General features: G+C 69.9%; 16 protein-coding genes. 9 read left to right on the forward strand and 7 right to left on the reverse strand.

Annotated elements, in window-relative coordinates:
• The first annotated feature begins 88 nt into the window (after positions 1-88).
• Positions 89-1,267, forward strand: a complete 1,179-nt coding sequence (locus tag IU450_RS07660; protein ID WP_195149064.1) for a YihY/virulence factor BrkB family protein — start codon at positions 89-91, stop codon at positions 1,265-1,267.
• On the opposite strand, the gene IU450_RS07665 is transcribed toward IU450_RS07660, so the two are convergent.
• Entirely contained in the window at positions 1,240-1,476 is a 237-nt protein-coding gene (locus tag IU450_RS07665) for a DUF3039 domain-containing protein (protein ID WP_043694533.1), read from the reverse strand. The two genes, IU450_RS07660 and IU450_RS07665, sit on opposite strands and share 28 nt — an antisense overlap.
• Before the next feature lie 218 nt (positions 1,477-1,694).
• Between IU450_RS07665 and IU450_RS07670 the strand changes: the two genes are divergently transcribed.
• Positions 1,695-2,114: a DUF3099 domain-containing protein gene (locus tag IU450_RS07670; protein ID WP_195149065.1), complete on the forward strand. Its 420-nt coding sequence runs from the start codon at positions 1,695-1,697 to the stop codon at positions 2,112-2,114.
• A gap of 460 nt (positions 2,115-2,574) precedes the next feature.
• Here the strand turns inward: IU450_RS07670 and IU450_RS07675 are convergent, their stop codons facing one another.
• On the reverse strand, positions 2,575-3,885 hold the full coding sequence (locus IU450_RS07675; RefSeq protein ID WP_195149066.1) for an MFS transporter: 1,311 nt from the start codon (positions 3,883-3,885) through the stop codon (positions 2,575-2,577).
• A 179-nt stretch (positions 3,886-4,064) separates the two neighbouring features.
• On the opposite strand from IU450_RS07675, the gene IU450_RS07680 reads away from it, so the two are divergent.
• The 3 genes from IU450_RS07680 to IU450_RS07690 all read left to right on the forward strand — a co-directional run bounded on the left by IU450_RS07680 (position 4,065) and on the right by IU450_RS07690 (position 7,885).
• A complete protein-coding gene (locus tag IU450_RS07680) occupies positions 4,065-4,808 on the forward strand; it encodes a VOC family protein (RefSeq protein ID WP_195149067.1) in 744 nt (247 codons plus the stop codon).
• 396 nt (positions 4,809-5,204) lie between these two features.
• Entirely contained in the window at positions 5,205-6,722 is a 1,518-nt protein-coding gene (locus IU450_RS07685) for a DUF7059 domain-containing protein (RefSeq protein WP_195149068.1), read from the forward strand.
• A gap of 194 nt (positions 6,723-6,916) precedes the next feature.
• Positions 6,917-7,885: a sigma-70 family RNA polymerase sigma factor gene (locus tag IU450_RS07690; RefSeq protein ID WP_174186797.1), complete on the forward strand. Its 969-nt coding sequence runs from the start codon at positions 6,917-6,919 to the stop codon at positions 7,883-7,885.
• 166 nt (positions 7,886-8,051) lie between these two features.
• Here the strand turns inward: IU450_RS07690 and IU450_RS07695 are convergent, their stop codons facing one another.
• The 3 genes from IU450_RS07695 to IU450_RS07705 all read right to left on the reverse strand — a co-directional run bounded on the left by IU450_RS07695 (position 8,052) and on the right by IU450_RS07705 (position 12,447).
• Positions 8,052-8,354, reverse strand: a complete 303-nt coding sequence (locus IU450_RS07695; RefSeq protein ID WP_195149069.1) for a DUF4333 domain-containing protein — start codon at positions 8,352-8,354, stop codon at positions 8,052-8,054.
• Positions 8,355-8,510: 156 nt separating this feature from the next.
• Complete coding sequence (locus IU450_RS07700; RefSeq protein ID WP_195149070.1) at positions 8,511-11,183, reverse strand: GNAT family N-acetyltransferase; 2,673 nt, start codon at positions 11,181-11,183, stop codon at positions 8,511-8,513.
• Entirely contained in the window at positions 11,176-12,447 is a 1,272-nt protein-coding gene (locus tag IU450_RS07705; protein ID WP_195149071.1) for an acetoin utilization protein AcuC, read from the reverse strand. Before IU450_RS07705 ends, IU450_RS07700 begins: the two co-directional genes overlap by 8 nt.
• 208 nt (positions 12,448-12,655) lie before the next feature.
• Here IU450_RS07705 and IU450_RS07710 point away from each other — a divergent pair, with 208 nt between their 5' ends.
• The gene (locus tag IU450_RS07710; RefSeq protein ID WP_195149072.1) at positions 12,656-13,342 is read left to right on the forward strand and encodes a metal-dependent transcriptional regulator; all 687 of its coding nucleotides are present in this window, start codon (positions 12,656-12,658) and stop codon (positions 13,340-13,342) included.
• 3 nt (positions 13,343-13,345) lie between these two features.
• Entirely contained in the window at positions 13,346-14,326 is a 981-nt protein-coding gene (gene galE / locus IU450_RS07715; protein WP_195149073.1) for a UDP-glucose 4-epimerase GalE, read from the forward strand.
• 191 nt (positions 14,327-14,517) lie between these two features.
• Here galE and IU450_RS07720 read toward each other — a convergent pair whose 3' ends face one another.
• Positions 14,518-15,597, reverse strand: a complete 1,080-nt coding sequence (locus IU450_RS07720) for a DUF4192 domain-containing protein (protein WP_324197581.1) — start codon at positions 15,595-15,597, stop codon at positions 14,518-14,520.
• Positions 15,598-16,049: 452 nt separating this feature from the next.
• Positions 16,050-16,754 (reverse strand): sensor domain-containing protein, encoded by a 705-nt coding sequence (locus IU450_RS07725; RefSeq protein WP_324197582.1) that lies wholly within the window; start codon positions 16,752-16,754, stop codon positions 16,050-16,052.
• A 273-nt stretch (positions 16,755-17,027) separates the two neighbouring features.
• On the opposite strand from IU450_RS07725, the gene IU450_RS07730 reads away from it, so the two are divergent.
• Together IU450_RS07730 and IU450_RS07735 are read left to right on the forward strand one after the other, a co-directional pair.
• Positions 17,028-17,972 carry a proteasome assembly chaperone family protein gene (locus IU450_RS07730; protein ID WP_195149075.1) on the forward strand — a complete coding sequence of 315 codons (945 nt, stop codon included), beginning with the start codon at positions 17,028-17,030 and terminating at the stop codon, positions 17,970-17,972.
• Between the two features lie 57 nt (positions 17,973-18,029).
• A complete protein-coding gene (locus IU450_RS07735) occupies positions 18,030-20,528 on the forward strand; it encodes a DEAD/DEAH box helicase (protein ID WP_195149076.1) in 2,499 nt (832 codons plus the stop codon).
• Positions 20,529-20,531 lie beyond the last annotated feature (3 nt).

Raw genomic sequence — 20,531 nt, forward strand, 5'->3', positions numbered from 1 at the left:
GAGACGCTGGGAGTTCACCCGATGCCCACCGACACGTCGTGTCCGCACGCCGATACGGATCGCCGAAGTGCGCGATGCTGTAAGCACGATGACAGATCACCGCGCCCGCCCGGGCGATCCGCCGCGGATCGACGCACCGTCGCCCCGCGGCACCGCCGTGCGTACCAGGACGTGGGCCGACCGGGCGGGCGCGCGGACGGCGGTGGCGGGCAGGCGGGCAGGCACCCTGATCGTGCGGGTGGCGGAGAAGGCCTGGGCGGATTCCATCTTCGCCAAGTCGGCCGCGGCGGCGTTCTGGCAGACGCTCTCGCTGGCGCCGCTGTTGCTCGGGGTGCTCGGCAGCCTCGGTTACGTCGGCGGATGGTTCGGCCCGGACACGGTGCAGATCGTCGAGTCGAAGATCATCGCGTTCTGCCAGGAACTGTTCAGCGCGAGCGTGGTCACCGACCTCATCGAGCCGACGGTGCGGGACGTACTCGGCCGCGGGCGCGGCGCGGTGGTCTCGGTGGGCTTCGTGCTGTCGTTGTGGGCCGGGTCGTCGGCGATGGCCACCTTCGTCGACTCCATCGTCGAGGCCCACGACCAGCAGGACGCCCGTCACCCGGTGTGGCAGCGCATCTTCGCGCTGTTGCTCTACGTGCTGTTCCTGGTGGCGGCGGTGTTCATCCTGCCGCTGGTGGCGCTGGGGCCGACGCTGATCGGCCGGGTACTGCCCGCCCCCTGGCGGGCGACCGGCCTGCAACTGCTGGATTTCTTCTACTACCCGGGCGTCGGCCTGCTGCTGATCGTCGGGCTCACCACCCTGTACAAGCTGGCGCTGCACACCTCGCTGCCCTGGCACCGGCTCTTCGGCGGGGCACTGGTGGCGGGCGTCTTCTTCATGGCGGCCAGCGACGTGCTGCGCCGCTACCTCTCGTGGGTCACCCGCACCGGCGTCACCTATGGTGCGCTGGCGACGCCGATCGCGTTCCTGCTCTTCACGTTCTTCCTGGGCTTCGCGGTGATCCTGGGCGCGGAGTTCAACGCGGCCGTGCAGGAGTTCTGGCCCGCGCGTGCGACGCGCATGGAACAGGTGAAGGAGTGGATCGCCAATCAGGTCCGCGGCGAGGGCGGCGCCGAGGAGGACACGGCGGACCGCGACGAGGGCGCCCCGCCCGCGGGCGACGCCGCGTCCGAGCCCGCGCAGGCCGCGTTCGACCTGCGAAAGACGTCGCCCTCCTCCGGCGAACTATCCGCGTCTCACTCGCCCTTGCGTAGGCCGTCGTAGACCTTCTTGCACTCCGGGCACACCGGAGAGCCGGGCTTGGGCGAACGGGTCACCGGGAAGACCTCTCCGCACAGCGCGACCACGTGGGTGCCCATCACGGCGCTCTCGGCGATCTTGTCCTTCTTCACGTAGTGGAAGAATTTCGGGGTGTCGTCGCCCGTCGTCTCGTCGGTCGTCGTATCCGGGCGAACGATGGTGTCGGTGCTCACGCATTCCATGATGCCGCATCGCGAGAGACGGGCCACCACGGTGTCGCATCCGAGGTGACCACTGTCTCGGATCGGGAGCTGACCACGGATCGAAGCGAAGGTGGCGGCGTTGTCGGCACAGAAGCCGACTGCCGTATCCCGTCAGCGGTGACCACAGTTCCGGCACAGAGCTGACCACGGCATGTGCGCGGCGCGACCACGAGTGGAAGACTCAGGGTATGCAGCAGAACGGCGATTCCCCATCCGCCGACGGCCGCGACCGCGAAGAGCACCCCGACGTGACGATGCCGACGCAGCCCCGCCGTTCCCCCGGATACTTCCCCGGCAATGACGACAGACACCCGGCGCTGATCACCGAGGCCGCGCCCTCGCTGGAGGACCAGCACCGCGCTCGCGTGCGCCGGTACACGATCATCATGGCGTTCCGCATACCTTGCCTGGTTCTCGCCGCGATCGCCTACAGCGCGTTCGGTAATCCGCTGGTGTCCATCCTGATCATCGTCGCGTCCATTCCGCTGCCCTGGATCGCGGTGCTGATCGCCAACGATCGCCCGCCCCGCCGCAAGGACGAGCCCAGCCGCTGGGATCGTCAGCGCACGGCCATCGAGTCCCGATCGCACAACGCCATCGACGGCTGAACTTCCGCCCGCCCCCAGGGGTCTGCGGTCGGGTCGCGCCTGCGACGGCTGGTCACATCGGCGGCGACCAACGCGTCATCGCACGTGGGAGGGGTGCCGATGAACCGGCCGAACGACCGATTCGCCGCGAGAACAGATGGCCCGCCTGCACCGCGATGCACGGCAGCGGTAGGAGGCACGCCCACCGACACCACGGCGCACAACAGCCGTCGGAGGCACGCCCACCGACACCACGGCGCACAACAGCCGTCGGAGGCACGCCCACCGACACCACGGCGCACAACAGCCGTCGGAGGCACGCCCACCGACACCACGGTGTACAGCCGCGTGGGTGCATGACGCCGACCCGTCCCTACGTGCCGAGCGCGCAGCCGACAGCGCGCGACAGCCAGCGTCCGTGCGCTGACTTGTTTCCGGGCACGGCCGTCGGCCCACCACGAGCGCGCTCGGGGGAGTGCGTTCAGTCCGAACCGTGCGCCCCGACGAAGGCCGGTGCGCGGCGGATGACGGCCGACATCACGGCAGCGGCGGCGCACAACCCGCCGGCCAGGTACCAGGCGAGGTCGTAGCTGCCCTGGGCATCACGGATGACGCCCGCCCCGGTGGCCGCCACCGCCGAACCGATCTGGTGGGAGGCGAACACCCAGCCGAAGGCGACCGGGCCGTCGGCGCCGAACAGTTCGCGGCACAGCGCGACCGTCGGCGGCACGGTGGCCACCCAGTCCAGGCCGTAGAAGACGATGAACACCCACAGGCTCGGTTTCGTGTCCGGACCGAGCAGCGCGGGAAGGATCAGCAGCGACAGTCCGCGTAGCGTGTAGTACCCGATCAGCAGGTAGCGCGGGTCGATCCGGTCGGTCAGCCAGCCCGACGCGATGGTGCCCGCCACGTCGAAGACGCCGACGACGGCCAGCAGGCTCGCCGCGGCGGTCGGCGGCATGCCGTGATCGTGGGCCGCGCTGACGAAATGGGTCCCGACCAGCCCGTTTGTCGACGCGCCGCAGACCGCGAACCCCCCTGCGAGCAGCCAGAATCCGGGTCGGCGCGCGATCGCGCCGAGCACGGTCAGCGCGCGCGACGCCCCACCGGCGGCCGGCGCCCGCATCCCCACCGTGCTGTCCGGCGCCGCGCCGTAGGCCCGCACCCCGAGGTCGCTCGGATAGTCCCGGATGAACAGCAGCACCAGCGGCGCCACGGCCAGCGCCGCGCCCGCGACGATCAGCGACGGCAGTCGCCAGCCGTGTGCGTTCGCCAGCGCCGATACCAGCGGCAGGAAGATCAGCTGTCCGGTCGCGCCCGCCGCGGTGAGCACGCCGGTCACCAGACCGCGCTGACGCACGAACCATCGGCCGGTGATCGTGGCGACGAACGGCATCGACATCGATCCGACGCCGATCCCGACCAGCAGGCCCCAGGTCAGCACCAGGTGCCACGGCTGGGACATGAACACCGTCAGTCCGCTGCCCCCGGCGACCAGCAGCAGCGCGCAGGCCACCACCCGGCGTATGCCGAAGCGATCCATCAGCGCCGCGGCGAACGGCGAGATCAGCCCGTAGAGCAGGAGATTCAGCGAGACGGCCGCTCCGATGGTGCCGTGCGACCAGCCGAATTCCTGCTGCAGCGGGTCCATCAGCACGCTGGGCACGGATCGGAAGGCGGCCGCGCCGAGCAGCGCGACGAAGCCGACGCCCGCGACCAGCCACGCCGGGTGCAAGCGCCGACGCGGCGTGGAGCGCAGCGGAACCGGGGTCGGCGTCTGAAGTTCGGTCACCGGCTGAGCCTGCCGGAACTATGCCCACGCAACGAGTGGCTGGAATGCCACATATCATCAAATTCGTGCCATTCGCGGCAGCCCCGGTATCTTCTCGACAAGGCGGGCACGCGTCCCTAGGGTCGCAGGGAGCCTGCGGCACCACGATCACCGTTGCGGGTCACAAGACAGGAGTGAACATGATTCGGTGGATCTGGGTCTTCCTGGACCGGCCGACCCAACGCTTCGACGATTGCGCGAAATTCTGGTCCACGGTCACCGGCACCCAGCTCTCCGCTCGGCGCGGCGCGAACGACGAGTTCCTCACCTTGTTGCCGGACCCGGCGCTGTTCGCCGCGGCGAGTGTGAAGATGCAGGCGGTGACCGGCCTCGGCGGTGTGCACCTCGACTTGGACGTCGACGACATCCCCTCCGCCGTTCGCACCGCGCTCGATTTGGGTGCCGGGCTGGTCGCCAACCACCCGGACTACGCCGTGCTGCGGTCCCCCGGCGGTCAGACGTTCTGCCTGACCCCCAGCGGCCGCGCCACGAGCACTCCCGCACCCGCCGTCCGGGCGCCGGACGGCACCCTGTCGCGCCTGGACCAGGTGTGCCTCGACATCGGCCCCGACGACCACGAGGTGGAGACCCGTTTCTGGACCTCGCTGACCGGCTGGACGTACCGGCCCGGCAGGCGGCCGGAATTCGCCCTGCTGCACTCCGCACAACGTCGGCTCCCCACGCAGTTGCTGCTGCAGCGCCTCGGCGAGAACCGTCCGACCAGCGCACACGTCGATCTGGCCGCCGGCGACATCGAAGCCACCGCCGCCTGGCACGAGTCGCTCGGCGCGACCGTGGTGCAGCGCCACGAGCACTGGATCGTCCTGTGCGACCCGAGCGACGCGCTGTACTGCGTCACCGCCCGCGACCCCAACGGGGTCTGACCCGTCCGGCGCCGCGCGACTGGCCACACAGCCTCGAGGAGCGGCCGCCCCGCACTCGGCCGGGTAGTGCCAAGCGACGCGCTGTACTGCATCACCGCCCGCGACCCCAACGGGTCTGACCTTCGTCCGGCTCCCTGCGACTGGCCACACAGCCTCAGGGAGCCGCCGCCCCGCACTCGGCCTGGTAGTGCAGGTCGGCGGCACCAAGACCGGACGCCGTCGAGGTCACTGGTGATCGGCCTGCTCGGTAGCGGCCGGGTACGTCGGGTTCCAGGTCTCCGCAGCGAAGCCGCACCTGAGCGCGTCGTGGGTCCGTGTAGCCGGTCCCACCGCTGGACACGGTGACACAGCGGGCACCTGATCTCCGCCCGGGAGCGGCGGTGGCAGAGTACCGGTGTGCCTACGAACCGACCGACCACCACCGGATCGCTGCTCACCGCGCTGTGCCCGGACCTGCGGACCGCGCTCACGAGGGTGGGTTACGACGCCGACACCTTGCTCGAGGCACTCGGTGACGCGCACGCGGCGCTGAGCCGGTCGGAGCCGGTCCCCGTGCGCCGAGCGGCGCGCGAGGCGGGCGAACTGGGCACGCTCGTCCGCCTGCTGCTGCTCGGCGACGCCCTCCCGGAGCGAGAGGTGGCCGCGGCGCTCGCGCCCGTGGCGATCGACAGCGCGGTCGCCGCCGGCCTGCTGGACCGCGACGGCGACCAGGTGCGTGCGGCGCTGGACCTGCGTCCGCTCGACGCGGGCGCGGGCACGCGGTGGATCCTGTCCGACCTCGACGATTCGATGCGGCGGCGCACGCTCACCGAAGACCACGTCCTGGGCGTGGGCCACGCCTCCCTCTCGCTGCTGCGCGCCACCCCCACCCGCCCGGTCGGCACGGTGCTCGATCTCGGCACCGGCTGCGGCGTGCAGGCGGTGCACGCCGCCTCCTATGCGCAGCGCGTCACCGGCACCGACGTCAACCCCCGCGCGTTGTGGCTGGCCGAGGCGACCGCGGCGCTCAACGGCCTGGACATCGAACTGGTGGAGGGCTCCTGGTTCGAGCCGGTCCGGAGCAGGCGCTTCGACCAGGTGGTGGCCAATCCGCCGTTCGTGGTCGGCCCCGCGCGCGTCGAGCACACCTACCGCGATTCCGGCCTCGCGCTCGACGGCGCAAGCGAATTGGTGATCGCACAGGCCGCGGATCTGCTCGCACCTGGTGGCACCGCCGCGATGCTCGCCGCCTGGGTGCATGCCGAGGACGAGGACTGGCGCGGGCGCGTCTCGTCCTGGCTGCCCGCCTACGGTGTGGACGCCTGGGTGGTCCAGCGCGACGTCGCCGACCCCGCGCTCTACGTGGGCACCTGGTTGCGTGACGCGGGCGCCGACCCGCGTGACCCATCCGCCCAGGCTCGCGCAGAACGATGGCTGGACGCCTTCGAGGCGGCGCGCGTCGAGGGAATCGGGTTCGGTTTCGTGTATCTGCGCGCCATCGACGGACCGACCGAATTGCTCGCGGAGGATCTCACCCACGGCTTCGACGATCCGCTCGGCGACGAGGCCGTCCGGTATTTCGAGCGCTCGGCCTGGCTGCGCGCGGTCGCCGGTGACGAAAGTCTCGCGTGGTCTTCACGTTTCGTCGTAGACCCGGCGACCGCGCTCGAACGGGTGTATCTCCCTGGCGCCGACGGCTGGGCTCCCGAAGTGGCACGGCTGCATCGTGGCGACGGACCGCGCTGGCAGCACGAAGTGGATGAGGCCACAGTCTCGCTGCTGGCGGGAATGCACGCCGACGGCCTGCCGTTATACGAGCTGATCGAGCTGCTGGCGCTCGCGCACGGATCCGAGGAGGTGAGTGCCCAGTTCGCGGCCGACGCGTTGTCCGTGGTCACCGGATTGGTACGGCACGGACTCATCCGGCCCGTGTGACTGCACGGCAGCGGTGCGCCGGTCGGTGCAGGTCCTGGCCGGAGATCGTCCCCGGCTGCGGTGCTTCTCAGGAACTTCTCAGACGAGAGGGGCGAAAACCGCTGCTCAGAGCGGTTTATGCCAGCCGTAACGGGGAACTTTCTTCCTGTCGGGTCCGTTGATCGGAGTGAGACACCACCGACAGGAGGCAAGTCATGACAAGCCCCGCCACCACTCGTGTGCGCATCAGCGATTCGGACCTCGACGCTCAGAGCCCTGCCGCCGACCTGGTACGTGTGTACCTGAACGGGATCGGTCGCACCGCGCTGCTCACCGCTGCCGACGAGGTCGAGCTGGCCAAGCGCATCGAGGCGGGCCTCTACGCGCAACACCTGCTGGAAACCGGCAAGCGACTGTCGGCCACCCGCAAGCGTGATCTCGCGATCATCGTGCGCGACGGTCAAGCCGCCCGGTCGCATCTGCTGGAAGCCAACCTGCGCCTTGTTGTCTCGCTCGCCAAGCGTTACACCGGTCGCGGCATGCCGCTGCTCGACCTCATCCAGGAGGGCAACCTCGGCCTGATCCGGGCTATGGAGAAGTTCGACTACGCCAAGGGCTTCAAGTTCTCCACGTATGCCACCTGGTGGATCCGGCAGGCCATCACCCGCGGCATGGCCGACCAGAGCCGCACCATCCGCCTGCCCGTCCACCTCGTGGAGCAGGTGAACAAGCTGGCCAGGATCAAGCGCGAACTGCACCAGCAGTTGGGCCGGGAGGCCACCGATCAGGAACTGGCCACCGAATCCGGCATCCCGGTCGACAAGATCTCCGATCTGCTCGACCACAGCCGTGACCCGGTGAGCCTGGACATGCCGGTCGGCAACGACGAAGAGGCCCCGCTGGGTGATTTCATCGAGGATTCCGAGGCCACTTCGGCCGAGTCCGCGGTTATCGCGGGTCTGCTGCACCACGATGTGCGCAGCGTCCTCGCCACCCTGGACGAGCGCGAACAGCAGGTCATCCGGCTGCGGTTCGGCCTGGACGACGGCCAGCCGCGCACCTTGGACCAGATCGGCAAGCTCTTCGGTCTCTCCCGCGAGCGGGTGCGTCAGATCGAGCGTGAGGTTATGGCGAAGCTGCGCAAAGGCGAGCGGGCCGACCGGCTCCGCGCCTACGCCAGCTGATCATCCCCCGGCGCCGGCCGCTCCGAGACAGCTCCGGCGTTCGGCTCGGTGACCCCTCCCGCCGGGTCGCCTTCCCGCGCCGACCGGTGACCGCGCGTACCCGTCCCCTCCGGGTGACGCGCGAGCCGGTCGGCGGTGTCGTACTCCCCCCTTTTTTCGGGCGGGTTCAGCCCTGCTCCACCTCGATGTCGTATTTGACGGTGTCGCCTTCCACCGAGGTCACCTTCAACCTCACGCCCAGCGTGTCGGATCCCGCGGTCAGCGTGCAGCGCATGGTGGTCCCCTCCTTGCCGGTGAGATCGCCGGGGCAATCGATCGAATCGGGTTCCTGGCCGACCTTTTCGGTGAGCGAGTCCTTGACCGATTTCTCCAGATCCGCCTCCTGGACCTTCGGCGTGCCGACGCTGACGGAACACGCGGTGAGTGTCGCGGCGAGCAGCGACAGCAGAGCAACACTTCGGATCTTCATGGCGAGCGGGCCTTTCTTTCGGACGAACTTGGCATCCCCACATCGCGGCAGGAGCGATCGTCCGTTATCGGACATCCCGCGCGTGACGTATGCGAGCCGACGTCGCAGCCGCGCCATCTCGCCGGCCGCCAACTCGTCCGGCAAACCTCCTGGTGCTCAACCCAGCCGCCGCGGACCGGTGTCGAAACGGCTCGGCTGCGGGCCGATACGGCCGCGCGCGTAGATGATTTCCGCCGAGGTCGGCGAGGCCAGCACCGGGTCGAAGGCCAGTTCCCGCATTTCCGGCAGGTCGTCGAACAGGGCCGAAATGCGCTGAGCGAGTTCGGCGAGAGCTGCCTTGTCCACGCGCGGACTCGCCGGGGTACCGGACAGCAGAGGCGCGGCGCGCGGCGCGTCGATCAGAGCCGTGGCCTCGTCGGCGGTCAACGGCAGTGCCCGATAGGCACGATCACCGAGCAATTCGATGATCAGTCCGGACAGGCCGAACTCGATCACCGAGCCGAACGAGGGGTCGTCCTGCACGCGCAGGATGCATCCGACGCCCTTGGTGGCCATCTTCTGGATGTGCAACACAGGGTCACCGCACAACTCCGCCAGATCCGCGTATCCCTGCCGCACCGCTTCCGGCCGCCACAGATCGAGCCGGACACCGGTGAGATCCGGTCTGCGCCGCCACAATTCGCCGGTCGCCTTGGCCGCCACCGGGTAGCCGAGTTCCTCCGCGGCCGCGACCGCCTCGTCCGCGCTGCGCACCTCGCGGAATTCCACGACCGAAATGCCGTAGCAGGCAAGCAGTTCCACCGTCTCGAGATCGGTGAGCCTGCGGCCACCCGCCCCGGCCATCCAGTCCGCCACCAATTGGCGCGCGCGATCGGTGTCGATGCCCTGCGGACGCACCACGGGCGAGACGGGCCTGGTGCGCCATTCGGCGTATCGCCGAACTCGGGCCAGCGCCCGTGCGGCGCGTTCGGGATCGGGATACGACGGAATCGACCCGTGTACCGCCGCCGCGCCCGGACCGCGCACCGCGAGCAGGTTCGGGATCCCTTGCTCGGCGACGAACGTGGTGAGGATCGGCTTCCCCGCCTCGGGCACGGCGGCCGCCGCCGCCCTGATCGCGTCGGCGAAGCCTGCGGTCGGCAGCGGCACCGGCGGCGCGAAAACGACGATCACCGCGTCCGTCTCGTCCGACCGCAGGGCCGCGACCAGTGCGTCCAGATACGCGCCCGGCGTCGCCTGCGGGCCGAGGTTGACCGGCTCGCCCACCGTGAGGCCCTCGCCGCGCGCCGCGTCGAGGGCCAGCCAGTTCAGCGCCGTGCTGTTGCCGACCACCGCCAGCCGCTGACCCCGCGGCAACGGCTGATAACCCAGCAGAGCCGCGCAGTCGAAGAGTTCGGAAATCGAGTCGACCTGGATGATGCCCGCCTGAGCGAACAGATCCCGCACGATCGACCGGTCCATGTCCCCCGCGGGCTGGGCGGCGGAGCGTCCGCTGCTCACCGCGACGATCGGTTTGGTCCGGGCCACCCGGCGCGCGATCCGGGAGAACTTGCGCGGATTGCCGAAGCTCTCCAGATACAGCAGCACCACATCGGTGTCCGGGTCGCTGTCCCAGTACTGCAGCAGGTCGTTGCCGGAGACGTCGGCGCGATTACCCGCGGACACGAACGTGGACAAGCCGAGGTTGCGCGCCGCCGCCTCGCCCAGGATCGCCGCGCCCAAGGGCCCGGACTGGCAGAAGAATCCCATCCGCCCGCGACCGGGCAGCACCGGGGCCAGTGTCGCGTTCATGGCGACCGCCGGGTCGGTGTTCGCGATGCCGAGTGCGCTCGGCCCCACCACGCGCATGCCGTGACCACGTGCGGCGGCCACGAGTTCACGTTCGGCCGCCAGGCCCCCCTCCCCGGTCTCGCCGAAGCCCGCGGTCAACACCACGAGCCCTTTGACGCCCTTGGCCATACAGTCGTCGAGCACCGACCCGATCGCCGCGGGCGGCACCGCGACCACGGCGAGGTCGACCTCGTCGGGGATTTCCCGGACCGTCGCGTATGCCCGCACCCCGCGCACCGACTTGCGGTTCGGGTTCACCGGGAACACCGGCCCTTGGAACAGACCCGACAGCAGATTCGCCAGCAGCGCGCCGCCGACGCGCCCCGTCGCGGGGGTGGCGCCGATCACCGCGACCGACCGCGGGGCCAGCAGATTGCCCACGCTGCGCGCCTCCGAGGCGCGTTCGCGCGAATCACGCACCGACAGCAGCGCTTCGGTGGGATCGATGGCGAACTCGAGATGCAGGACCGATCCGTCCCTGCTGCGCTCGACCTGATAGCCCGCGTCCCGGAAAACCGTCACCATCACGGTGTTCTCCGCGAGCACCTCGGCGACGAAGGTCTCGATCTTGTTCTCGGCGGCGGCGCCGGCCAGGTGCTCCAGCAGGATCGAGCCGAGCCCGCGGCCCTGATGCCCGTCGGCCACCACGAACGCGACCTCCGCTGCCCGCGGCCCGTCTCGCTCCAGCAGTTCGTAGCGGCCCACCGCGACGATCGCCTCACCCAGTTCCAGCACCAGCCCCACCCGGTCGTGATAGTCCACGTGTGTGGTGCGGTACAGGTCTTTGGGAGAGATCCGCGGGTAGGGCCCGAAATACCGTAGGTACCTGGTGCGATCGGACAGCGCGCTGTGGAACTCCTGCAGCGGCTCGGCGTCGGCGGGGGTGATCGGGCGCAGTCGCACGACGCCGCCGTCGGAGGCCAGCACATCGGCGAACCAGTGCTGCGGTGGTGGCGGCGGCGTGGTGGGAGCGTCCGTGGTGTCGGGGAAGTCAGTCACGAGGGTCCTCCGGGTCGAGTCCTAGCAACCCGAAAGTCGCTCGGCGGGTGGCCAGCACGGCCATGTCTACGGCACGTTGGGCACGGTCGACCCGCACGTCACCGGTCTCCCCGGTACCGCCGGGGCCGTCCCAGGGACGGTAGGCCACGTCACCGCCGTCGCCCATGGTGTGCGGCGGGTCCGCCTGCGGCGCCGCCGCGCGGATCGTCTCGATCCAGTCCTGCGGAATCGGCGTCGCGGGGTCGACGGTGCGATCCAGCGCGGTGGCCAGCAGATGCGTCCAGGCCCGCGGCACCACCCGGATCAGGCCGTATCCGCCGCCGCCGACGGCGAGCCAGCGTCCTTCGGCATACCGGTCGGCGAGTTCCCGCATGGCGCGGAACGCGGCTCGCTGGCCGTCCACGGTGAGTTCCAAATCGGCCAAGGGGTCTTCGCGATGTGTGTCCACCCCGCACTGGCTGACCACGATCTGCGGACCGAACGCCGCCACCGCGCCCGGCACCACGGCGTGGAAGCCGCGCAACCATTGCGCATCCCGGGTACCGGGCAGCAGCGGCAGGTTGATCGATGTGCCCTCCGCCGCGCCCGCGCCGGTCTCCTCCGGCCACCCCGTGTTCGGCCACAGCGTGGCCGGATGCTGGTGCAGCGAAATGGTCAGCACCCGGGGATCGCCGTAGAAAGCACGCTGCACGCCGTCGCCGTGGTGCACGTCCACATCGATGTAGGCGATCCGGTCGAAACCGTGATCCAGCAGCCAGGAGATGGCCACCGCCGGGTCGTTGTACACGCAGAAGCCGGACGCCGAATCCGACATCGCGTGATGCATGCCACCGCCGATGCTCACCGCTCGCCTGGTGCGTCCCTCCGCGATCTCCCTGGCCGCGGCCAGGGTGCCGCCGACGATCGTGGACGCGGCCTGGTGCATCCGTGGAAACACCGGGTTGTCCGGGGAACCGAGACCGTAGGGCGGTGCGGCGGGCGAACCGACCGGCGGCACGGCGCGTTCGACCGCGTCGAGATAGTCGGGGGTGTGGATACGCAGCAGGTCCGGACGTCCCGCGGCGGCGGGTTCGAGTAGCTCGACACCCTCGAGCAGTCCGAGACTTTCCGCCAGCGCCATGGTGAACTTCAGTCGCGCCGGCTTCATCGGATGCTCCGGCGTCCAGGCGTAATCCAGGAACCGCTCGGTCCAGACGACGGTTCCGGACCGGCTCGTCCCGGGCGAGATCGGCGCCCGAGGTTCGCCGCGCGGTGCAGTGGCCATGATCGCAACGCTAGCGGGAAGCAAGGAACCCCGCGAAACGTTCCTATGCAGTACAAATACAAGAAAGACGCTCACGGCCGCCTGCCGTGCGCCGATCGGGTTGCCGCAGTGCCGCCGGAGACGTCGTGCGCAACGTGGAGCGACGCGATCCGGCACACGGGGGTGCCGTCGTGCGTGGGTAGAATTCGTGCCGACGAAGGGGTAACAGGTGAAGGATCTGGTCGACACCACGGAGATGTATCTCCGTACCATCTACGACCTCGAGGAGGAGGGCGTGGTGCCCCTGCGCGCCCGGATCGCCGAGCGCCTCGAACAGAGCGGCCCCACCGTCAGCCAGACCGTCGCGCGGATGGAACGCGACGGGTTGCTGCTGGTCGCCGGAGACCGTCATCTGGAGCTGACCGAGAAGGGGCGCAGCATGGCCGTCGCGGTCATGCGCAAGCATCGGCTGGCCGAACGGCTGCTCGTCGACATCATCGGTCTCGACTGGCAGAACGTGCACGCGGAGGCTTGTCGCTGGGAGCACGTGATGAGCGAGGACGTCGAGCGCCGTCTGGTCGAAGTGCTCAACCACCCCACCACCTCCCCCTACGGCAACCCCATTCCCGGCCTGGACGAGTTGGGCATCATCCCGCCCGCCGCCGCCGACGAGAAACTGCTGCGTCTGTCGGATCTGCCGCACGGCCAGCTGCACGCTGTCGTGGTGCGCAGGCTCGCCGAGCACATCCAGACCGATCCCGAGGTGATCGGCCGTCTGCGGGAGGCGGGCGTGGTACCCGACGCCCGCGTCACGGTGGAGACGAAGGCGGGTTCGGTCGTCATCACCGTGCCCGGCCACGACGGTTTCGAATTGCCCGACGAGATGGCGCACGCCGTCCAAGTGAAGCTGGCTTGATACGTGAAACTCCTGGTCACAGGTGGCGCGGGCTACGTCGGTGGCGTGTGCGCACAGGTTCTGCTGGAAGCGGGCCACGAGGTGGTCGTGCTCGATGATCTGTCCACCGGCAATGCCGACGGCGTCCCTTCCGCCGCGCGGTTCGTCGAGGGGGACATCGCGGCCGCCGCGCCCGAACTGCTGGCCGCCGAGACCTTCGACGGTGTCCTGCATTTCGCGGCGCAGTCGCTGGTGGGCGAGTCGGTGCAGCAGCCGGAGAAGTACTGGCAGGGCAATGTCGTGAAGACGTTCGAACTGCTGGAGGCGATGCGGCGCGCGGGAACGCCGCGCCTGGTGTTCTCCTCCACCGCGGCGGTGTACGGGGAGCCGGAGCAGGTACCGATCACCGAGGACGCCCCGACCCGTCCGACCAATCCCTACGGCGCGTCGAAACTGGCCATCGACCACGCCATCACCTCGTACGCGGTCGCCCACGGGCTCGCGGCGACCAGTCTGCGGTATTTCAACGTCGCGGGCGCCTACGGCGGTCTCGGCGAAAACCGAGTGGTGGAAACGCATCTCATCCCACTGGTGCTGCAGGTCGCGGCCGGACATCGTAAGGCGATCTCGGTCTTCGGCACCGATTGGCCCACGCACGACGGCACCGCGGTCCGTGACTACATCCACATCCGCGACCTCGCGCAGGCCCATGTGCTGGCCCTGGCGACCGCGGAAGCCGGCACCCACCGGATCTACAACCTCGGCAGCGGCACCGGCTTCTCCGTGCGCGAAGTGATCTCGGCCTGCGAGCGAGTCACCGGCCTGCCGATCACCGCGCAGGACGCTCCCCGCCGTCCCGGCGACCCGGCGACCCTGATCGCGTCCAGTGCGCGCGCCATCGCCGAACTGGGCTGGCATCCCGAGCACAACGACCTCGACGAAATCGTCACGGACGCCTGGAATTTCCTCCAGTCGCTCGGGCCGCGCGCGCACAGCGCGAAGTAACCGCCCCCGCAGTGCCCGAGTCGGCCACTCACCGACCCGGGCCGACCCGCTCGCACCAGCCCACCGACGTGGAGATCGCCGCCGCATGGTGTAGCCGGACGAAGCGGTGCGCGCCTCGGAATCGCCGGAGCTGGGTACAGATTCATCCGGCTGCGCACCGCCGGGGCGGTCACCGGCCCGGGATTCCGGTTTCACGACGCCGACCAATCGAGGTCGACGCCGAGGCCCGCGGCGGTGCGGTAGCCGCTGTGCGCGAGGCGACGCAACTGTTCCGGACGCATGCCCAGGCGCAGCGAGGTATCGAGCAGCATCGCCATCGGATGTCCCGGATCCGCCTCCAACGCGGCCTCCAGCGCGATGCCCGCCAACGGTCCGTCGCCGCGGACGTAGGCGCTGTAGCCGAGCAGGGCGGCGGCTTCGGCGCGATCGGTACCGGACAATGCGCGGGTCAGCGCGGCCCAGACCGCCTCGGCCGCGTCGGCGTGATCGCCGACCGCCAGCGCGAACATCGTGTCCCGCACGGCTCGATCACGGAGAGCGACAACGATTTTGGCGAACTCGGGCGCCATCGGCGCGGCGCCCGACGCGGTGTTGGCGATCTGCCACAGCACGTAGTCGAGCGCTTGCCTGCTGTATCCGATCGGATCACCGCGCCGCGCGGCCCGCGCGGCGCGCTCACGGGCTTGGACGAGCGCGTCCTCCATGTGCGCGGCCACCTCGGCCCGAGCGAGGGGATCCATCGCGACCAGAGCGGTGAGTTCGGAACGCGAACCGCGGATCGGCCTGCCGTCGAGCACGTGGGTCAGCGCCACGAGGGAGGCCGCCGGATCCCGGAGCACCCCGCGTCGCTCGGGTCCCGCCAACGTCCACCAGCGCTGTCCAGCGGCGATCGCACGCACCGCCCATACCCCGCCGAGCGCGATGTCCCCGGCAGCCAATCGCCTGCCGAGCGAACCGACCAGCACGTCGAAACGGCCGCCCGCGCAGCCATGTAGGTCGGCGCCTGCTTCCGGTTCCACGGCGCGATCGTCGACGACGACCGCCAGCACCTCGGCTGCCTCGTCATGGGCGCAGATCCGCGCGACCGCGGCGGCCAGTGTGGCGCCTCGCACGCGCCTGCCGCCGGGCGAATCCAGATCGAACCGCACCACCGCGTCGACTATCCCCCCGTCGGCGGTCCCGGGCCGCAGCACGAGCACGACCACCGATCGTTCCGGAGTGAATCCCAGCATCGCGGGCACGGCAGCGATCAGCTCTCCCGGATCGTCCACGCGCACCGCGTGATCCGGCGTGCCACGGAACGGCGGAGGATCGTCGCGACACCGGGCGTGCCGAGCCGGTCCCTCCGCATTTCCCGTGCTCGGCTCGCCTTCGATCGAGTACGGAGCCGACCTTCGCGCGGCGACGCCGGGTTGGACTCGCCCCGCGGCCTGGGTAGCGCGGCCGGGTGCGCGATTACCGCGGTGGCACAGCCGGGATGCATCGTTCTTACCTGCATACCCGTCATCGACCGGTTCAGGGGTCGAAGACGGGGTGGCGGAAGTGGTCATGCCTCGACCATGCGGCTCGGCGGTCTCCGCCCTCCGACACCGACCTGGCGATTCGTCCGGCCTGGGGAATTCGTCTCGCGCTGTGCACGACTCGCCTCGCAGGTCTCTCGCATCGCGATCGATGTCGGTAGCCCCTGCTACGGTGCCGCCGGTGCCCGCCGTCTACCGCGCCCTTATCGCTCCCGCACCTTGCGAACAGCGGTCGCGAACAGCGCATCCAGTGCCGCGCTGTCCGGTTCGCCCTCGGCGAACGACATGTAGGTCACCGCGATTCGCACGTCGCCGATCTGCCCGATGTGGGTGCGCATGGACTGGGTCAAACCCGCGCCCCTGGACTCGGGCCGCACGGTCCTGCGCAACGAGAGGGCATCGTCGGCGTCTACCGGCGGTGGCGAATCCGGTTCGGTCGTCACGGTCGTGGTGGCGCCCGCCCGGCTCACCCGGACCGACCCGCACTGCTGCGTCCTGGCGCGCAGCGACGTCAACGGCTCGCCGGTGCGAGTCAATTCGACGGTCAGGGTGGCGCGCGTGGCGTCGTCCGTGCCAACCGCCATCGCCGTGCGATCGGGTCCGAAGTCCTGGTGCGGCGGCACACACCGGCCGGGCTGCACGTCGGCGCCGCGGCCCATCCCGTCCAGATCGCCCGCCGCCTGGGCCACGGCCTCCTGGGGCAGCACCACCGCCGCGTAGGGCGGGGGGAACTGGGCCGGATCCGGCAGCAGCGTCGGTAGTTCGGCGCTCACGTGCCGGGTCACCGTGGTCGGCGCAGGCGTGGCCGGGCGCCCCGGCACCGTCGACCCGCATCCTGCGAGCAGCACCGCGCAGGCGACGGGCACCACACAGCCGAGCCGCATACGCGTCGAATCCGCCACGGTCACACACCCACTGTGCCAAACTCCCCGTGCCCAGCCCGCGATGCCACGCCGCCGAGCCGGGAATGCACGGGCCGCCGATGCTGTTGCCTCGGAGTACGGGTCGGTGTCCGGCCGTGCGCGAACCGCCATCGACATGGGGGACAATGGACGGTATTCCCGGGTTCGGACAACTGCTTGTCGCACACCACCAGGGGTGGCGAACGATCGGACAGCCAACCACACTGGCGCGTGCGGTGCGCGTCCGGGCCGCAGGAACCGCGCAGGAAGGAGTACGCGATGGACTACGAGTCGCGAATGTACGAATTGGAGTTCCCCGCTCCGCAGCTGTCGTCCGCCGACGGCGCGGGCCCGGTCCTGGTCCACGGACTGGAAGGTTTCACCGACGCCGGGCACGCCGTACGCCTGGCGACGACGCACCTGCGCGAGAGCCTCGAAAGCGAACTGGTCGCCTCGTTCGACGTGGACGAGCTGCTGGACTACCGATCGCGGCGTCCGCTCATGACGTTCAAGACCGATCACTTCTCCGATTACGCCGAACCGGAGCTCAATCTCTGGGCGTTGCGCGACACCGCGGGGACCCCGTTCCTGTTGCTCGCGGGTCTGGAGCCCGACCTGCGCTGGGAGAAGTTCACCACCGCGGTCCGCTTGCTCGCCGAACAGCTCGGCGTGCGCCGCAGCATCGGGTTGAGCGCGATTCCGATGGCGATTCCGCACACCCGCCCGCTCGGCGTGACAGCGCATTCCTCCGACCGCGACCTGATCTCCGACCATCAGCGGTGGCCGGGTGAGCTGCAGGTACCCGGCAGCGCCTCGTCGCTGCTGGAGTTCCGCATGGCGCAGCACGGTCACGAGTCGGTGGGCTTCTCGGTGCACGTCCCGCACTACCTGGCGCAGACCGCCTATCCGGAAGCCGCGCAAACGCTGCTGGAGAACGTCGCCGACAACGCGGGCTTGGAGTTCCCGCTGGCCGCACTCGGCGAGGCCGCGGCACGAGTGCGCGAGCAGGTCAACGAGCACATCGCGGGCAATGCCGAGGTGGAGACCGTGGTGCATGCCCTGGAGCGGCAGTACGACAGTTTCGTCACCGCGCAGGAACGGCAGTCCAGCCTGCTGGTCGGCGACGGCGAACTGCCCAGCGGCGACGAACTGGGCGCCGAGTTCGAGAAATTCCTCGCCGAGCAAGGCCGCTACAACGGCGACGACGAAGGCGAGCAGGACTGATTTCGCGGCGGTCGGGCCCCCGATCACCCCTGCACGCGAGGCCGTAGGGTGGTCGGAGTGGATCTGACCGAACTGCTCGACATCCCGGGAACCGACGCCGACGCGCTGTACGAGTCGTTCGGGATGTGGGCCGCCGAGCAGGGCACCCCGCTCTACCCGGCGCAGGACGAGGCGCTGCTCGAGCTGGCATCCGGTTCCAACGTCATCCTCGCCACCCCGACCGGTTCCGGAAAGTCACTGGTCGCCGTCGGCGCACATCTGTTCGCCCTCACTCAGGGGCTGCGCACCTACTACACCGCCCCGATCAAGGCGCTGGTGAGCGAGAAATTCTTCGCTCTCTGCGAGGTGTTCGGGGCCGAGCGCGTCGGTATGGTCACCGGCGACGCCGCGGTGAACCCGGACGCGCCGATCATCTGCGCGACCGCGGAGATCCTGGCCAATCTGGCGCTGCGCGAGGGCGCGGACGCCGACGTGGGCCAGGTCGTGATGGACGAGTTCCACTTCTACGCCGACCCCGATCGCGGCTGGGCATGGCAGGTCCCGTTGCTGGAGCTGTCCCGCGCGCAGTTCCTGCTCATGTCGGCCACACTCGGCGAAGTCGACTTCTTCGCACGCGATCTGAAGCGCCGGACCGGCCGCTCCACCGCCGTCGTGGCGGGCACCGAGCGCCCCGTGCCGCTGACCTTCTCCTACGCCCGCACTCCGATCACCGAGACCCTCGAAGAACTCGTCACCACCCACCAGGCCCCGGTCTACGTCGTGCACTTCACCCAGGCCGCCGCCCTCGAGCGCGCGCAGGCGCTGACCAGTGTGAATTTCGCAACGCGCGCGGAGAAGGACGCGATCGCCGAGGCGCTGGGCGGGTTCCGGTTCGCCGCGGGATTCGGCAAGACCCTGTCCCGGCTGATCCGGCACGGCATCGGGGTGCATCACGCGGGCATGCTGCCGAAGTACCGGCGCCTGGTGGAGCGCCTCGCCCAGGACGGCCTGCTGAAGGTGGTCTGCGGCACCGACACTCTCGGCGTCGGCATCAACGTGCCCATCCGCACGGTGCTGCTCACCGGTCTGACCAAGTTCGACGGCGTGCGCACCCGCAGGCTGAAGGCCAGGGAGTTCCATCAGATCGCCGGCCGAGCCGGCCGGGCGGGTTACGACACCATGGGCACCGTCGTCGTGCAGGCCCCCGAACACGAGGTGGAGAACACCCGCCTGCTGGCCAAGGCGGGCGACGATCCCAAGAAGCAGCGCAAGGTGCAGCGGCGCAAACCGCCGGAAGGCTTCGTCTCCTGGAGCGAGGAGACCTTCGACCGCTTGGTCGCCGCGCAGCCGGAGCCGATGGTGTCGCGCTTCACGGTCACCAACGCCATGCTGCTGAACGTGATCGCCCGGCCGGGCAACTGCTTCACCGCCATGCGTCACCTGCTCGAGGACAACCACGAGCCGCGCCCGGCCCAGCGCAGGCACATCCTGCGCGCCATCCGGCTCTATCGCGCGCTGCGCGACGCGGGGGTGGTGCAGCAACTGCCGGAACCGGACGAGCAGGGCCGCCGCGCCCGCCTGACCGTCGACCTGCAGCGCGACTTCGCCCTCGACCAGCCGCTGTCGCCGTTCGCACTGGCCGCGCTGGACCTGCTGGACAAAACGTCCCCGAGTTATACCCTCGACGTGGTGTCGCTCATCGAATCCACGTTGGAGGACCCGCGCCAGTTGCTGATGGCCCAGCAGCACAAAGCGCGCGGCGAGGCGATCGCGGAGATGAAGGCCGACGGCATCGACTACGACGAGCGGATGGAGCTGCTCGAAGAGGTGACCTGGCCCAAGCCGCTGGCCGAGCTGATCGAACCGGCCTACGAGACCTACCGCGCCGGGCACCCGTGGGTGTCGGAGTTCGCGCCAGCGCCCAAGTCCGTCGTGCGCGACATGATCGAGCGCGCCATGACCTTCGCGGAGCTGATCTCCTTCTACGAGCTGGCCCGCTCCGAGGGCGTGGTGCTGCGCTACCTCGCCGACGCCTACCGCGCGCTTCGGCGCACGGTGCCCGAGTCGGCCCGCACCGAGGACCTCGATGACATCACCGAATGGCTCGGCGAACTCATTCGCCAAGTGGATTCCAGCCTGCTCGATGAGTGGGAGCAACTGACCAACCCCGGCGCGGAGACCGACGCCGACCAGGTCGCCTTCGGCGCGGAGACGGTGCGCCCGATCTCCGCCAACGAGCGCGCCTTCCGGGTGATGGTCCGCAACGCGATGTTCCGCCGCGTCGAACTGGCCGCGCTGCGGCGCTGGGACGATCTCGCCGAGCTCGGCCCCGGCCCCGATTGGGCGGCGGCGCTCGCGGACTATTACGCGGAGTACGAGCGGATCGGCACGGGCCCCGACGCCAGAGGCCCGCAGCTGTTCCAGGTGGAACGAAGACCCGGATTCTGGCAGGTGCGGCAGGTCCTGGAGGACCCGGCCGGCGACCACGGCTGGTCGATCGTCGGGGTGGTCGATCTGGCCGAGTCCGACGCCGCGGGCGAGGTCGTCTTCGACGACGTCACCGTGTCCGCAGGCTGAGCC

Origin of the sequence: Nocardia abscessus, from assembly GCF_015477775.1 — a bacterium.
Taxonomy (GTDB): domain Bacteria; phylum Actinomycetota; class Actinomycetes; order Mycobacteriales; family Mycobacteriaceae; genus Nocardia; species Nocardia abscessus_A.

Excerpts from the sequence above, each read along its gene's own strand:
- IU450_RS07680 (WP_195149067.1), top strand. The coding sequence starts at position 4,065 with ATGATTCGGTGGATCTGGGTCTTCCTGGACCGGCCGACCCAACGCTTC.
- IU450_RS07695 (WP_195149069.1), bottom strand. The coding sequence starts at position 8,354 with ATGAAGATCCGAAGTGTTGCTCTGCTGTCGCTGCTCGCCGCGACACTC.
- IU450_RS07670 (WP_195149065.1), top strand. The coding sequence starts at position 1,695 with ATGCAGCAGAACGGCGATTCCCCATCCGCCGACGGCCGCGACCGCGAA.
- IU450_RS07690 (WP_174186797.1), top strand. The coding sequence starts at position 6,917 with ATGACAAGCCCCGCCACCACTCGTGTGCGCATCAGCGATTCGGACCTC.
- IU450_RS07705 (WP_195149071.1), bottom strand. The coding sequence starts at position 12,447 with ATGGCCACTGCACCGCGCGGCGAACCTCGGGCGCCGATCTCGCCCGGG.
- IU450_RS07660 (WP_195149064.1), top strand. The coding sequence starts at position 89 with ATGACAGATCACCGCGCCCGCCCGGGCGATCCGCCGCGGATCGACGCA.
- IU450_RS07730 (WP_195149075.1), top strand. The coding sequence starts at position 17,028 with ATGGACTACGAGTCGCGAATGTACGAATTGGAGTTCCCCGCTCCGCAG.